Origin of the sequence: Hathewaya histolytica (assembly GCF_901482605.1) — a bacterium.
GTDB classification, from domain to species: Bacteria; Bacillota; Clostridia; order Clostridiales; family Clostridiaceae; genus Hathewaya; species Hathewaya histolytica.
Map to the genome: position 1 here is coordinate 2132885 of NZ_LR590481.1, position 15611 is coordinate 2148495.

Genomic DNA, 15611 nt, shown 5'->3' on the forward strand with positions numbered 1-15611 from the left:
ATAATATTTTTTATTATATACATAAAGAAAAACAATATCAATATAGTAACAGTATAGTCCCAAAACAGCATAAAATTTAATTTGTAAACTAAGAAAATTTAAATATGAAACATATTTATTATATGATATAATTACCATACAATATTTAGTCGAGAGGAGTAATTCCTATGAAAAAAATTACTTTATCAGAATTAATTTTACTTATTAATCAAACTAACGACAAAGTTTACACTAGCTCATCAGAAATTGTAAAAAACAGTATAATTATTAAGCATAGAGAATTAGATGGGAAAGAAACTATTTTAAATAACGTAAAAGACTTTAATAATAAATATAATCTTTATATAGAATGTCTACATAAACTAGAAACTTATAAAAATAAACTCTCTAAAGCGAATTCTCAAATTATAGCAACTAAAGGCATGACTATTTTAGAAACTTTAAATCATATGAATAACTTAAAAAAGCAATTAGCTTTATTAGATGAATTATGTTCTAAAGAACCATCTCTAAAAAGATATTTTGATGGCAATGGTTCAAATGCCTATTATAGAGTTGAAGACTTAAACTTTGATATAGAAAAATATAAAAATGAAAAACTTAGACTTCAAAGTGAAATTAACAATTTAGAATCTTGTATTCAACAAGCTAATGCCAATAATTTTGTAGAGATAGAGTAGATAATATTCAAATAAATTTTTAGTTATATAAAAAACCTTATACAATTATTATTTAAAATTTTAATGTAAAATGTAAAGTGTATATTGTAAAGTTTATAACTGATTTTAAAATTTAAAATGTAATTTGTAAAGAGTATACAATTTGATTAAACTATGAAACCATAAAATTATAACTAAAAATTTTATTTGTTATTATAAAGGGGGATGAATAAATTTTATTCATCCCCCTAATTATTGCTCTATAATAAATTTATTATATAATTCTTTTTATTATTTAGGCATTACTGCAATGGCTTCTATCTCTACTTTAGCTCCCAGTGGCAATTTTCCAATTTGGAATGCACTACGAGCAGGATATGTTCCTTCGAAGCAGCTTCCATATATCTCATTAACAACTGCAAAATCTTCTATATTATCTAAAAATATTGTAGTTTTAACTATATCTTTAAATGTACAACCAGCTTCATTTAGAACATATTCTAAATTTTTCATTACTTGTTTTGCTTGTTTTTCAATACCTTCCTCTAGTTTTCCTGTAGCTTTATCTATTCCTAATTGTCCAGAAGTATAAACTAATCCATTGACTTCTACTGCCTGAACATAAGGTCCTATAGCTGCAGGTGCTAATTCTGATTGAATAACTTTCTTCATTTTTATTTCCTTCTTTCTAACATAATTATTCTGCCTTTTTTTTATTTGAATATTGCATTATGAAATAAAATGGAACGCCTATTAATAATCCACCTAATCCCCAAACTATTTGTTGCATAGATGATTGTATTAAAAGCCAAAAGCTTACTAAAACTGCTATAATAGGAATTACTGGACCAAATGGTACTCTAAAAGAACTAGTTAAGTTCTTATTTTTTCTTAAGACAATTATAGCTAAACATGTTGGAACATATTGAACAAATCTTGAAACTACACTAATAGCTGCTAAAGTAGTGAAACTTCCTGATAGAGCTATTGGAATAGCTAATAAAACAGTAATAATAATTGCAACATATGGTGTTCCTTTTTTACTTTGTTTAGCAACTACCTTAGGTACTAAACCATCTTCAGCTAAGGCAACTCCACTACGAGGAGTTATAAATGCAGCAGCTACGTTAATTCCACCAATTGAAATTAAAGTTCCTGCAGCTACTAAAGCACTTCCAAATGGTCCCATAATAGTTCTTGCAACTGCTTGAATTGGAGTAAGTTCAGTAGATAGTTGTTTTCCTAAAACTCCAATAGAAATTACTTGTAGCAATATATAGAATATAGATACTATAAACATAACTATAATTATTGCTTTTGGTAGATTTTTTTGTGGTTCTTCCATGTCTTTTGCAGCTACTGCTATTGATTCAAAACCGGTAAATGCATAAAACATTAATAATGCTGTTGCTCCGAAAGAACCTGATACATAACTTCCGTTAGGTCCTGAGAATATTGGAGTGAAATTATTTCCGTTAATAAAGAATATTCCTACGGCGATAACAATTATTAAAGGAACTAATTTAGAAACAGTAATAATATTTCCAAGGATTTTAGAAAGATTAACTCCTAAAATATTTACAATTCCTAATCCTACAAGAATACCTACTACAATTAAATTGTGGGTAAATGGTTTTTCTGCTGGAGCCCATACCTTTCCAAGTGCAGTTGCAAATGCAACTGCCATGGCTGCCCACGCTATAATACTAATAGCCCATTTCATAAAACCAACTTCAAAACCTACAAAATCACCAAATGCCTCTTTAGCATAAATATAAGGTCCACCATTTTTGCTAAACATACCTGCAGCTTCTGCAAAACAAAGAGCAATACTGATAACAAGTAACATATCAAATAATATAACTCCAATACTAGCTGGTCCTATAAGTGCCATTGCTTTATTTGGAAGTAAGAATATACCTGAACCTATAATTGCGTTTAAACCTAATAGAATAATACTTGGAAGTTTCAATTTATCTTTCACAATTCACCATTCCTTATTATTTATTATTTTTTGCTAAGTTGATAATATGTTTAAACAAATCTAACATGGAGCTTTCTGTTGCTGCCATCATTTCTGGATGCCATTGAGTTCCAAATATAGGCTCTCCAGCACTACTTTCAATAGCTTCTACTACTCCGTCTGAAGCATAAGCTACAGCTTTAAGAGAAGGAGCCACATCTTTTATAATTTGGTGATGGAAACTATTTGTTCTTATATCTGTTCCCAAAATAGAGGCAAGCATACTATCTTTTTCTACTTTCACAGAATGAGTACCTAAACTTGGAGAATGTCCTTGGGAATGTTTAATGCATTTTTTTTCTCTAGAAGATAGATCTTGATAAAGTGTTCCTCCATGTGCTACATTAATAATTTGAAAACCTCTACAAATCCCGAAAACAGGAATTTGTTTTTTCTTAGCTGCAGCCACTAATGCAAAATCAAATTCATCACGTTCTGGAAATACTTCCCCTAACTTTTGATCCGGTTCCTCATTATAATTCAATGGAAAAACATCATGCCCACCTGATAAAATTAATCCATCAATATGCTCAACTGTGATTTCTACTAATGACTTATCTTTAGAAAAAGGAATTATAAATGGAATCCCTCCTGCATTAATAACAGCTTGTACGTAATCATCGTTTACATAAGAACGCTTATATCCTGGGAACATACCTCCATTATCAATTATTAAACTACCTGATATTCCAATAACGGGTTTATCCATCTTTAGTACCTCCTATAATTTATTTAAAGAATTATTTAAGTCCTCAATTAAATCTTCAACATCCTCAACACCTACAGAAAGTCTAAGTAAACCATCTGAAATTCCTTGTTTTATTCTTTCTTCTCTAGAGACACATGCATGTGACATTTTCGCTGGATAAGATAAAATAGATTCTACTCCACCTAAACTAACCGCTACAATAGGAACTTTTACATTTTCTAAAAACTTAACAACATTTTCATAAGTTTCTAAATCAAATGATATTATAACCCCACCATTTTCCGCTTGTTTCATATGAATTTCATGACCTTCATGTGACTTAAGACCTGGATAGAAAACTTTTTTAACTTTAGGATGTTTTTCTAAGAATTCAGCTATCTTTATAGCATTTTCTACTGATTTTTCCATTCTTAAATGCATAGTTTTTAATCCTCTTAATAATAACCAGCAATCTTCTACGCCTAAAATACCACCCATTGTGATTTGAAGGCATTTTAATCTTGTAGCAATCTCTTCATTATTAGTAGATACTAAACCTGCAACAACATCACTATGACCATTTAAAAATTTTGTAGCACTATTTATAGAAATATCAACACCTAAAGAAAAAGGTTTTTGATACATAGGTGACATAAAAGTGTTATCCATAATTGTTAATATACCTTTTGATTTTGCTAATTCTGTAACTTTTCTTATATCAGTAATTTTTAAAGTAGGATTAGAAGGAGTCTCTATATAAAATGCCTTTGTTCTTTCAGTAATTGCACCCTCCCAACAATCAACTGAGGTTTCATCAACAAATGTAACATCAACCCCAAATCTCGGTAAAACTTCTGTGAAAAGTTGGAAGGCACCTCCATACACATCTTGACAAGCTACGATATGATCTCCTTTTGAAAATAAAAGAAGTACATTACTAATTGCTGCCATTCCTGAAGAAAAAGCAAAGCCATATTTACTGTCATCTAAACAACAAATAGCTTCTTCTACTGCTGTACGTGTTGGATTTCCAAATCTAGTATATGTAAATTCTTGTCCTCTATCCATGTCTATCTGATGAAAAGTTGAAGTTTGATATTTAGGTACAGATGCAGCCCCTGTTACTTCATCTACAACTGTATATCCGTGTAATAACTTAGTTCCGTATTTCATTAGCACAATCTCCTTTTAATAATAATTTATTATTATGTTTTTATTATAATTGCAAAAAATTTGTGTGTCAATAAAAAATAATATAAAATTTCTGAATAATTTAAAGTTTCATTCTTAAATTACAACAACTTTTCCCCTTTTATTACAATTTTATCTTTTATATTTATTTTAAAGTCTAATATTTATATAAACTGTTATATATGTAGTGAGAAAATTTTATCACATTTAATTATTTTAATAATTTTTTATAATCTTCAAATGCCAAATATTTTTAATATACTAAACTTAAATAGTAAATTAAAAGTTAAGGCTTTTCCAAAAGATTTTATTTACTATATTGATTTTTCCCGCCACATAGTATATCTTAGGAATTAAAGCGAATATTTATTTAATATGATTTTTAAATCACTAAACTTTTTATAATAAATATTGTCAGGAATTTTATATAATTTTATTTAAAATATAAAGTTTAATGGTGTTGAGGTGAATAACATGGACTTAGATAATATAAATCCTATATTAAAAAGATATATCCCTTTAGTTGAATTCTTAGGAAATGTCTTAGGGAAAAATAGTGAAGTAGTTTTACATGACTTATGTAATTTAGATAATTCAATAATCGCCATATCTAATGGTCATGTATCGGGAAGAACAGTAGGTGCCCCCATAACTAATTTCGCTTTAAAAATGATAAGAAATGAAAAAAATAATAAAAACAAAAAATATATGCTTAATTATAATGGTTATAGTAAATTTAATTGTGAACTAAAATCCTCTACATTCTTTATTAGAGATAGTAAAGACACTCTTATAGGTCTTTTATGCATTAATACAGATGAAACTATATTCCATAAATTAAAAGAAGTAACTTCTCTTTTAGAAGACAATTTTAACATTCTTCAACCTGAAAAAAATAACCTTATTCTAGAGGATACTGAACGCTTTACTTCATCAATAGAAGAAATAGTTGAAAATGCAATAAATGACGTACTTCTTATGAAAAATAAGAATATAAATGAATTAAAACAACACGACAGATTAGAAATCATAGCTAACCTAAATAGTGATGGTGTATTTTTATTGAAAGGTGCTGTAACTGAGCTAGCTAAACAATTAAAAATCTCCGAACCAACTATTTATAGATATCTTCAAAAAATAAAGAGTATGTAATTGTATATGTTTTTTATAAGAAAATTAAAATCAAATTAATCATATTACGTGTTCTATGATTAATTTGCAAAAAAGCTTCAAATTCTTATTTATAAATAAGAATTTGAAGCTTTTTAATTGAAATTTATTTTACTTAAAGTTGAACTAAATTCTCTATAAAATAATATTCCTGTTACCGTTGCTGCTATTATATCTGATATTGGCTCTGCTAAAAATACTGCAAAAACTTTATTTGACATGAACTTAGGCAATATTAAAACAAGTGGTATTAATAAAAATACCTTCCTAAGTAATGCTAAAAACAAGGAAGTTTTAGCATTTCCTAAAGCAATAAATGTCTGTTGACAAGCTATTTGTACTCCTAATGCAAAAGCCCCTCCCATATATATTCTAAGTCCCTGTGTGGCCATGCCTATTATAGCTTTATCACTTGTAAATAGTTTGGAGAATAATCCTGGTAATACCATAATAAATAACCAAAACAATATACTATAAGTCACTGTTGAGATACATAAATATTTAAAGGTCTCTGTCATTCTTCCTTTATTCTTAGCACCATAATTATAGCTCATTATAGGTTGTGCACCCTGAGTTAATCCTGATAGTGGTAAGAATGTAAATTGCATAGCAGCAGATAATATTGTCATTGCACCTACTGCCACATCTCCGCCATACTTTTGTAAGTTAGCATTAAATGCTATAATAATAAAACTTTCTGTTACTTGCATTACAAAAGGAGACAGTCCTAATAACAATACTGGTCCCATTATTCTTTTATCTATCTTAAAATTTTCTTTTCTTAATTTTAAATTAGTCTTCTCACCTTTTAAAAAGTGAATTACCCAAATGGCTGATATAGCTTGAGATATAACTGTTGCAAGTGCCGCACCTTTTACGTCCATTTTAAATCCATATATAAAAATCGGATCTAATATTATATTTACAACAGCTCCAATTGATACAGTGATCATACTTATTTTTGCAAATCCTTGAGAGCTTATAAAAGGATTCATTCCTATTGCCAACTGAACAAAAATTGTTCCTAAGGTATATATTTTCATATATTCTAATGCATAAGGTAATGTCTTTTCACTTGCTCCAAAGAGGACTAATAATTTCTCATTAAATATTAAAAAGAAAATCGTTAATATAACTGATATTACAATTAAAGTTATAAAACAATTTCCCATAATCTCTTCTGCTGATTTATTATTCTTCTCCCCCATTTTAATAGAAGCCCTTGGCGCTCCTCCCATGCCTACCAATACAGAAAATGCTGATATAATAATTAAAAGCGGTGCCGTAACCCCTAGACCTGTTAAGGCATTTCCTCCTACTTCTGGAATATGACCTATATACATTCTATCAACCATATTATAAAGTAAGCTAACTAACTGCCCTATTATAGCTGGTATGGCTAAGGAAAATAATAAACTCTTTACATTCTCTGTTCCTAAAGGATTTCTCTCCTCCATTTCTTAACCCCCTACTCTATTTCTATAGATTTTATATTGTTTAACATTTTATTATTAATCTCTAAAAATATTTGAAAATCCTTACTATCTATACCTTTAACTAATTGTGTTTTAAATTTTTCATTTATTTTTTTTACTTCTTTAATTAAATTATCCTCTTCATCTACAATTCTAAGATACACGGATCTACCATCTTCAGGATTCTCCTTTAATTCAATTATCTTCTTAATTACTAATGAATGAACAGCACGGGATACTAACCCCTTAGAAATTCCTCTACACATGCTAATATCACTTGCTGTAATATTTTTATCTGAATTATTCACTAAAAAAGTTAATACATCTATTTCTGATGGTGCTAATTCAAAATCTGCTAGTAACTTTTCCATGTATTTTTTATACTTTTTTATTATTTGAAAATAAATATAAAAAATACTAGATTCTTCTTTGTAAAAAGACATTTATAAACCCTCTTTCAATTTAGTTTATTTTTAAACTATATTTATTAGTATATATATCTTTAGTTCAAAAATCAACTAAAATAAGTGTTAATTCACCTTTTATTTATAATTGTTTTATTAAGAGATTAATATTAATATATACCTGTTAGTATATTAAATAATTGGGATAAAATATTTTATTGAAAATAAGAAGATTATTATGTTTTATAAATAAATCATTAATTAACGTGTTTTAGTCTATATAGGAATGGGGTTGTCGCCGATAAATACTCCACAATTTTCTCCCCAAACTATCTTTAGTATTCACTGTTTTCACTTTTAGGTGCATATTGTTATTTGAATATCTAAAATCAATTTCAAATAAAGCAAGTATGTTCTATTCAGAGCTTTATAAAAAACATAAACTTCTATTTAATTTTTTTATTTAATAACTCTATTAATTATTATTGATAGCATATTCTCTATAATACATGCAAATTTAAATTTAAATAAAACAATAGATTTTTATTCTAAAGCTATAAAAACTTTTAGTGGTGAATCAATTATTGATGAATTAAAAGAATTTTTACATTTAAAAAGTAATGCTTAGGTGCCATATTAAATATTAAAATAATAAAAGGAGGTTTTTCAAACCTCCTTTTATTATTTTGCATTATACTTCTATCTATATCATTTATTTTCGAGAGCTCTTATAATTTCGTAAAACCTCCATATAAAATCATCCACAACCCACTGTTATGAAATAGCTTTTATATAATCACCTTGATACAAATAATTTACACCAAAAATAAGTCCTAAAACACATAATAATACTGCTATGTACTTACTTTTCCCCTTCATCTGCATCCCCTCCGTGTATTATTAAATTAATAATACACTAAAAATGAATATAATAAAAGCATATACTATTTCCTAACTTTTATACCCTCCTTGTATTTCAAATTTAAAATTAATTGCAATAATTATTTAATAGGTTTTATTGCAATCCTTTTTTCCATTGTTTTATATTATACTCCACATAATACCATATTCTACATTTCATTTAGACTTTAAATTAATAAATCGACAATTTTTTTAAAATAATGCAAAATGTTTTCTTATAATTAACGATAATGTTAATAAGTATTATTTTACGAGGAGGAAAGACAAATGAAATTTAAAACCATGAGGGCAAAGATGGTTACATATTTTCTATCACTTTTTTTAGTAATTTGTATTGCAATATCATTTACAACATATATTATGTCAAAAAAAATGATAGAGAAAAAAGCATCGGATCTTATGTTAGAAGTAAGTAGACAAGCAGTTCAAAGTACGGAGGCACGTATTAACGGTACTATTGATTCATTAGAAACTATAGCAAATATGCCAACAATAAAAGATTCAAAATTAGGATGGGATAGAAAGAAGATTATATTAGATGAAGAAGTTAAGTTGCATGAACATGTTAATATGGGCATTGCAGATAACAATGGTAATCTAATACAAACTACTGGTGATAAGGTAAATATAAAAGATAGACCTTATTTTCAAAAAGCTATAGGTGGTAAAAGTAATGTATCAGAGCCTTTTATAAATAAGCTAGATAACAAAACTTTATTAGTAGCATACGCAGTTCCAATTAAAAATGATAATAATATTTTAGGAGTTCTTGTGTGTATAAGAGAAGGAAATGCCTTAAGTAATATTTCAAATAATATTAAGGTTGGAGAATCTGGAGGAGCGTATGTGCTAGATTCTACAGGAACCATAATAGCTCATAAAAATAAAGAAGCTGTTATTAAAAGAGAAAATAGTATAAAGGATTCTAAAGGCAATAGTGAATTAAAAGCAATCGCTGCTATAGAACAGTCTATGATTGAAGGAAAAGAAGGTATTGGACAATATAAATTTAACGGATCTGAAAAATATATAAGTTATAGCCCAATAAAAAGTACAGGATGGTCTTTAGGTATATATGCACCTAAAAATGAAGTTTTAAAAGAGGTATCTCAAATTACAAGAAATATAATTATAATATCTATCTTAGGAGTAGGTGCAGCCTTAGTTTGTATTTGGCTTATTTCTACACAAATATCTAATAATTTAATATCTATGAAAGATAGTTTAAATATCGTTGCAACAGGGGATTTAACTGCTAATATAGATTCAAAAATAGAGAAAAAAGAGGATGAGATAGGTCATATGGCAAAGGCTCTATCTAAAACGGTTCTTTCTATAGGCAGTATGATAAATAGTTTAAAAGGAAATTCCTTTGATATAGACAGTAGAGCAAATAATTTAGCAGCTATATCAGAAGAATTCACAGCTACTACAGAAAATATATCAACAGCAATACAAGAAGTAGCTAGTGGAGCTTCTAGCCAAGCAGAAGCCTTAACAGAAATAGTATCTATGCTTAATGATTTTAGTGATAAAATAAATTCAACAGTAAATAACATAGAAGAGATAGATGAAATATCTAAAGATATAGATGAAAAGGCCAATATTAGCAATAAAGATATGAATACGCTTGTAACTTCTATGGAAAACTTAACCGAAGTATTTGAAAACTTTGAAGCGAAAATATCTACTATGGAATCTAATGTACAAAAGATAAATGAGATAACTAATTTTATAAATGATATATCCGAAAAAACTAACCTTTTAGCTTTAAATGCTGCTATAGAAGCCGCCCGTGCTGGAGAATCAGGAAAAGGATTTGCAGTAGTAGCAGAGGAAATAAGAAAACTTGCTGAAATGAGTAGAAAATCTTCGGAGGATATATATTCCATAGTAAATGGAGTTTTAGAAGATGCTAATGATATGGTTAAAAGTTCAAAGGACGTAAATGAAAAATTAAATGGTCAAAAATCTATTGCAGATGTGGCTATGAATTCATTTATTGAAATATCAAATTCCGTTACAGGTATGATACCTAAAATAAAGAATATAAACAGTTCAGCTAATATTATAGAAAAAAATAAGGATGAAATTTTAACTAAATCAGAAACTATAGCATCTATATCACAGGAAATATCTGCTTCTGCAGAAGAAATATCTGCATCTTCTGAGGAAATGAGTGCATCATCAGAAGAAGTGGCTAACACAGCTCAAAGCTTAAATGAAATGACACAGGATATGTTAAATGAAATGAATAAATTTAAAACTGAGTAAACTAATAATTTAAAACAAAAGTTGAAGAAGTATAATGATAATTGATATACTGCTTCAACTTTTTTTATTATTGATAGAATTGTTTTAGATGGCATTAACTATTTTTAAGTAAAGGCACCTAGATAACTATTTCTTATATATACAATAAGATATTTACAAAATCATGCATTATATTAATTATCTTTTAATGACTATATTTCTTTAAATACTCCACATTTTCTAAATTTATTATATCTATTATGCAAAAGTATATTGGTATCGAGATTTAATAATTCTATTAATTTATTAAACAACCTAGTCTTTATGTTATTTGTTAAATATTCACTATCTATATTTTCTCCACCATTGGGTTCTGATATTACCTCATCTACAATATTTAATTTTAAAAGTTCATCTGAGGTTAACCTTAGATATTCACTTGCTTCCTTAGCCTTTGCTTTGTTCTTAAAAAGTATTGAAGCACAACCTTCAGGTGAAATTACTGAATAAATTCCATTTTCCATAATAAAAATCCAGTCTGCAACTCCAGTAGCTAGAGCTCCACCACTACCACCTTCCCCTGTAATAATAGCAATACTCGGAGTAGTTAATTTTGTAAAGCTTCTTATACAATTTGCAATAGCTTCACCTTGCCCTCTTCTTTCTGCTTCCACACAACAATGTGCACCTGGGGTATCAATAAAACTTATTACTGGTCGTCCGAATTTTTCTGCTTGTTTAATTATTCTCATAACCTTTCTATAACCCTCTGGTTTGGCCATACCAAAATTTCTGGTAATATTTTTATCTAAGCTTTTTTCCTTCGCACTTAGTATAACAGTAACAGGAATACCTTTAATATATCCAACCCCTGTTACAATTGCTGGGTCATCACTACAAATTCTATCACCATGTAATTCTATGAAATCATTAAATATATAATTAATATAATCTTGAAAATTAGGTCTATTAGAATTTCTTGCTAACTTAACCCTATGCCATGGACTAATTTCTTTTGGGTTTTTATGTGAAAAGGTAGTACTAATATTTTTATACTGTGCTAATTTTAGCTTACTATCTATATTTATAGTATAAAAAGATATAATATCAGATATAGTTTTTTTCATTTTTTTTCTTTCACAAATCATATCTATATGACCATTTTCAAAATAGAACTCCGAGGTTTGAAAATTCTTAGGAAATTCTTCATTTGTAGTATTTTTTATTATCCTTTTACCTGCAAATCCTATAGTTGCATTAGGCTCTCCAATAATAATATCTGCAATAGATGCAAAACTAGCAATAACACCTCCTGTAGTAGGGTCTGTTAGTACGCTAATGTATAATAATCCTTTTTGGCTATGCTTTTCAATTGCTGCAACTACTTTTGCCATTTGATATAGTGATATCATACCTTCCTGCATCCTTGCCCCACCTGAGGCTGTAAAAATAATAATGGGCTTACTTTCTTCTGTTGCCCTCTCTACCATTCTTGTAAGCTTCTCCCCTACTACGGACCCCATACTCCCCATAATAAATCTATAGTCCATTATTCCAAAATAGATTTCACTTCCAAATATCTCTCCTTTTCCAGTTATGACTGCTTCTTTTATATTTAATGTGTTTATTAAATGCTCTAATTTATCATCATAACCTGGGAATTCTATTGGATTTTCACTATAAATATTTTCATCAAATAACTCTGTACTTCTTTTATCAAAAATTAATTTTAATCTATCAATGCAATTCATTTTAAAATGATAATTACAATTATTACATACATTAATATTAGTTATATCAGTATCTTTCAATTCTTTTTTACATGATGGACAAACTGTATAAGAAGATTCTTTTATTTTAGTTTCTTGTAGTGTAGCCGCTATATATTCTTTAGCTTCATCTCTATCTCTTAAACATAGATTTTCAAAATATCTTTTTCTTATTAACTCATTTATCGTACAAATATTTTGCTTATTACTTACAAACAACTGATTATTTAGTATTGCAAGTAAAAATTTAATATTTGTTTGAACTCCCTCTATAACAAATTCATTTAATGCCCTTCTAAGCTTTCTTATGCATTCCTCTCTATCTCTTCCATAGACAACCAACTTAGCAATATTGGAATCATATATTGGAGTTATTTTTAATCCTATGTATAGTGCTGAATCAACCCTTACTCCATTTCCTCCTGGAATATTTAAATTTGTAATTACTCCAGTACTAGGACAAAGACCATTTTTATATTCTTCTGCATTTATTCGGCACTCAATAGAATGACCGCTTCTAATACTATTTTCTTTATTAAATTTAATTTTTTTCCCTTCAGCTATGTTTATTTGTTCTTTTACTAAATCTACATCTGTTACCATTTCTGTAACTGGATGTTCCACTTGTAATCTTGTATTCATCTCCATAAAATACACATTTTTATTTTCATCTATTAAAAATTCAATAGTCCCTGCATTAACATAATTACTCTTAGAAACAATCTTTTTAGATGCATCATATAATTTCTGTCTAACATTATGATCCAATATACTAGCCGGTGACTCCTCCATAAGCTTTCGATTCCTTATTTGAATGCTACAGTCACGTTCTCCTAAAACTGCTACATTACCATGTTCATCTGCTAATACCTGAACTTCTATATGCCTTGGTGCTAAAATATATTTTTCAATATAAAGTTCACCACAATTAAATGCCTTATAAGATTCTTCCCTACAAACTTCAAACATTTTTTCAAAGTCTTCTTCAGTATATACAACCCTAATACCTCTTCCACCGCCGCCATTAGCAGCTTTTATAAGTATTGGATATCCTATGTGGTTAGAAATGTTTTTTCCCTCATTAACATCTGTTACTATACCATCTGACCCTGGAATAATCGGAATTCCTAAACTATTAATTTTTCTTTTTGCTAAGGCCTTATTTCCCATTAAACTAATTACCTCTGATGAAGGTCCTATAAATTTAATACCAAATTCTAAACATAGCTTTGCAAATTCTGAACTTTCAGCTAAAAAACCATATCCAGGATGAATTGCATCAACCTTATAAAATTTAGCTACTGAAATTATTTTATTCATATTTAAATAACTTTCAGTTGCCTGTGGTGGACCTATACAAACTGCTATATCCGATAACTTAACATGCATACTATGTTTATCTTCAGTGGAATAAATCCCAACAACTTCTATACCAAGTTCACGACAACTTCTAATAATTCTTACGGCAATTTCTCCCCTATTTGCAATCAATATTCTCTTAAACATTTTCTTTCCCTTGCCTTTTTATTTTAAAAAGTTCTTGATCATACTCAACAAAGTCTCCGTCACAAACTAATATTTCAATTAAAATGCCATTATTTTTACATAAAACCTCATTAAACATTTTCATAGCTTCAATTGTACATAGAGGTTGTCCTTCTTTAACATTATCGCCAACTGAATAACTGCTTTTAGTATAAATATTTTTAGAGATATGAAAAACTCCTACTAAAGGTGATTTAAGAACATAAATATCCTCATCCTCAACAACTTTAACTGGACTACTATATTTATCATTATCATCTGATTGAGACTTACAAGATTGATTTGAATTACTAATATCTAATTTAAAACCATCCGTTTCTAAACAAATTTTATCTAAGTCGTATTTTTTTAATATTTTTGCAATTTCTTCTAAGTTTTTTATATCCATAATCTCACCTACCATTTATACGTTTTTAAACTATGTACATATATATTAAAAAATAATAATTTATTTTTTATCTTTCAAAAATTTATTAACGTCTATTACTTCTATTTCATTTTTATCATATTCTTTTTTAGTACATATAACTATTTCATATCCCTCAACTATATAAAGACATCTTAATGAAAACATCCCTATTGATTTTTTAAATTTTTGTTCTTGTACTACTGAAAAAGATTTAAGAGGAATATTAAGTCCAACCCCCAATAACTTTAAATAACTTTCTTTAAAACACCATACTTTGAAAAAATCCTTACGATGAATAGATAAATATTCTTCTTCATCTTTGTGTAAAAGTTGTATGATTTCATCAAAAGAATTAATATCTCTTTTTTTTTCTATATCAATTCCTATAGGGTAATCATTAACCACCATTACCCAATAATCATATGAATGACTAATTGAAAAATATATATTAGGATAATTAGGCACATACGGTTTCCCATACTTGGATTTGTAAATTTCCCTCTCTTCATTGATGCCTATTATTTTTTTAATTACCTTACTTTTTAAAGTACTATTTTTTATGTAACTGTTTTTTTTATCATATATATATATTTGCATTTATTGAATAATTCTCCTTACATATACGTGAAAATATCTAATCTTTCTTAGATACTACTAATATTCCTGAGGCAATTTTCTTATTATCCACAAATGCTTTAGCTTTAATATTAAATAAGTTACCTATCTGTGTATCTAATTTTACCTCTAATAACAATTGATCACCTGGTACAACATTTTGAAAAAATTTCATGTTTTTAACCATAGCAAGATAACCTATTTTATCAGCTACATTTATATTATCACTCTGCTTGTCTATATCTGTTGCATACATAATTGCACACATTTGAGCAAGACTTTCAATAATTAGAACTCCTGGCATAATCTTATTATTAGGAAAATGTCCCTGAAAATAAGGCTCATTATAACTTACATTTTTTATACCTTTAGCAAACTTCCCTGGTACTACCTCCAAAATCCTATCTACTAATAAAAATGGATATCTATGAGGTATTAAATCTAATATTTCTTGCATGTTTATTTCCTTTCTCTCAAACTAATTATTTA

The 15611-nt window shown here is 28.0% G+C and carries 13 protein-coding genes and 1 pseudogene; 3 read left to right on the forward strand and 11 right to left on the reverse strand.

The genetic code is table 11. The features are described from left to right. Nucleotides 1-167 precede the first annotated feature (167 nt). Nucleotides 168-680 carry a hypothetical protein gene (locus FGL08_RS10275; RefSeq protein WP_138210704.1) on the forward strand — a complete coding sequence of 171 codons (513 nt, stop codon included), beginning with the start codon at nt 168-170 and terminating at the stop codon, nt 678-680. A gap of 270 nt (nt 681-950) precedes the next feature. Here the strand turns inward: FGL08_RS10275 and FGL08_RS10280 are convergent, their stop codons facing one another. The 4 genes from FGL08_RS10280 to FGL08_RS10295 are packed head-to-tail and all read right to left on the reverse strand — an operon-like array spanning nt 951 to nt 4543. Next, on the reverse strand, nt 951-1331 hold the full coding sequence (locus FGL08_RS10280) for a RidA family protein (RefSeq protein ID WP_138210705.1): 381 nt from the start codon (nt 1329-1331) through the stop codon (nt 951-953). A 25-nt stretch (nt 1332-1356) separates the two neighbouring features. Next, nucleotides 1357-2643 carry an APC family permease gene (locus FGL08_RS10285; RefSeq protein ID WP_171012047.1) on the reverse strand — a complete coding sequence of 429 codons (1287 nt, stop codon included), beginning with the start codon at nt 2641-2643 and terminating at the stop codon, nt 1357-1359. Between the two features lie 16 nt (nt 2644-2659). Next, nucleotides 2660-3391 (reverse strand): gamma-glutamyl-gamma-aminobutyrate hydrolase family protein, encoded by a 732-nt coding sequence (locus tag FGL08_RS10290; protein ID WP_138210707.1) that lies wholly within the window; start codon nt 3389-3391, stop codon nt 2660-2662. Nucleotides 3392-3403: 12 nt separating this feature from the next. Then, entirely contained in the window at nt 3404-4543 is a 1140-nt protein-coding gene (locus FGL08_RS10295; RefSeq protein ID WP_138210708.1) for a trans-sulfuration enzyme family protein, read from the reverse strand. A gap of 492 nt (nt 4544-5035) precedes the next feature. Here FGL08_RS10295 and FGL08_RS10300 point away from each other — a divergent pair, with 492 nt between their 5' ends. After that, entirely contained in the window at nt 5036-5713 is a 678-nt protein-coding gene (locus FGL08_RS10300) for a helix-turn-helix transcriptional regulator (protein WP_138210709.1), read from the forward strand. A gap of 113 nt (nt 5714-5826) precedes the next feature. Here the strand turns inward: FGL08_RS10300 and FGL08_RS10305 are convergent, their stop codons facing one another. Continuing rightward, the gene (locus FGL08_RS10305; protein WP_138210710.1) at nt 5827-7188 is read right to left on the reverse strand and encodes an MATE family efflux transporter; all 1362 of its coding nucleotides are present in this window, start codon (nt 7186-7188) and stop codon (nt 5827-5829) included. Between the two features lie 11 nt (nt 7189-7199). Further along, the gene (locus tag FGL08_RS10310; protein ID WP_138210711.1) at nt 7200-7649 is read right to left on the reverse strand and encodes a MarR family winged helix-turn-helix transcriptional regulator; all 450 of its coding nucleotides are present in this window, start codon (nt 7647-7649) and stop codon (nt 7200-7202) included. 1149 nt (nt 7650-8798) lie between these two features. Here FGL08_RS10310 and FGL08_RS10315 point away from each other — a divergent pair. Further along, entirely contained in the window at nt 8799-10805 is a 2007-nt protein-coding gene (locus FGL08_RS10315) for a methyl-accepting chemotaxis protein (RefSeq protein WP_138210712.1), read from the forward strand. Between the two features lie 191 nt (nt 10806-10996). Here FGL08_RS10315 and FGL08_RS13595 read toward each other — a convergent pair whose 3' ends face one another. The 5 genes and pseudogenes from FGL08_RS13595 to fabZ form a co-directional block, all read right to left on the reverse strand. After that, nucleotides 10997-12748, reverse strand: a complete 1752-nt coding sequence (locus tag FGL08_RS13595) for an acetyl-CoA carboxylase carboxyltransferase subunit alpha (protein ID WP_415803834.1) — start codon at nt 12746-12748, stop codon at nt 10997-10999. After that, nucleotides 12725-14059 (reverse strand): annotated as a pseudogene (locus FGL08_RS13600) (acetyl-CoA carboxylase biotin carboxylase subunit); the annotation flags it as partial. The pseudogene FGL08_RS13600 and the gene FGL08_RS13595, both read right to left, overlap by 24 nt. Further along, on the reverse strand, nt 14052-14486 hold the full coding sequence (locus FGL08_RS10325; protein WP_171012048.1) for an acetyl-CoA carboxylase biotin carboxyl carrier protein: 435 nt from the start codon (nt 14484-14486) through the stop codon (nt 14052-14054). The gene FGL08_RS10325 and the pseudogene FGL08_RS13600, both read right to left, overlap by 8 nt. Before the next feature lie 60 nt (nt 14487-14546). Next, nucleotides 14547-15104: a 4'-phosphopantetheinyl transferase family protein gene (locus FGL08_RS10330; RefSeq protein WP_138210715.1), complete on the reverse strand. Its 558-nt coding sequence runs from the start codon at nt 15102-15104 to the stop codon at nt 14547-14549. Nucleotides 15105-15141: 37 nt separating this feature from the next. Continuing rightward, nucleotides 15142-15579, reverse strand: a complete 438-nt coding sequence (gene fabZ / locus FGL08_RS10335) for a 3-hydroxyacyl-ACP dehydratase FabZ (protein ID WP_138210716.1) — start codon at nt 15577-15579, stop codon at nt 15142-15144. Nucleotides 15580-15611 lie beyond the last annotated feature (32 nt).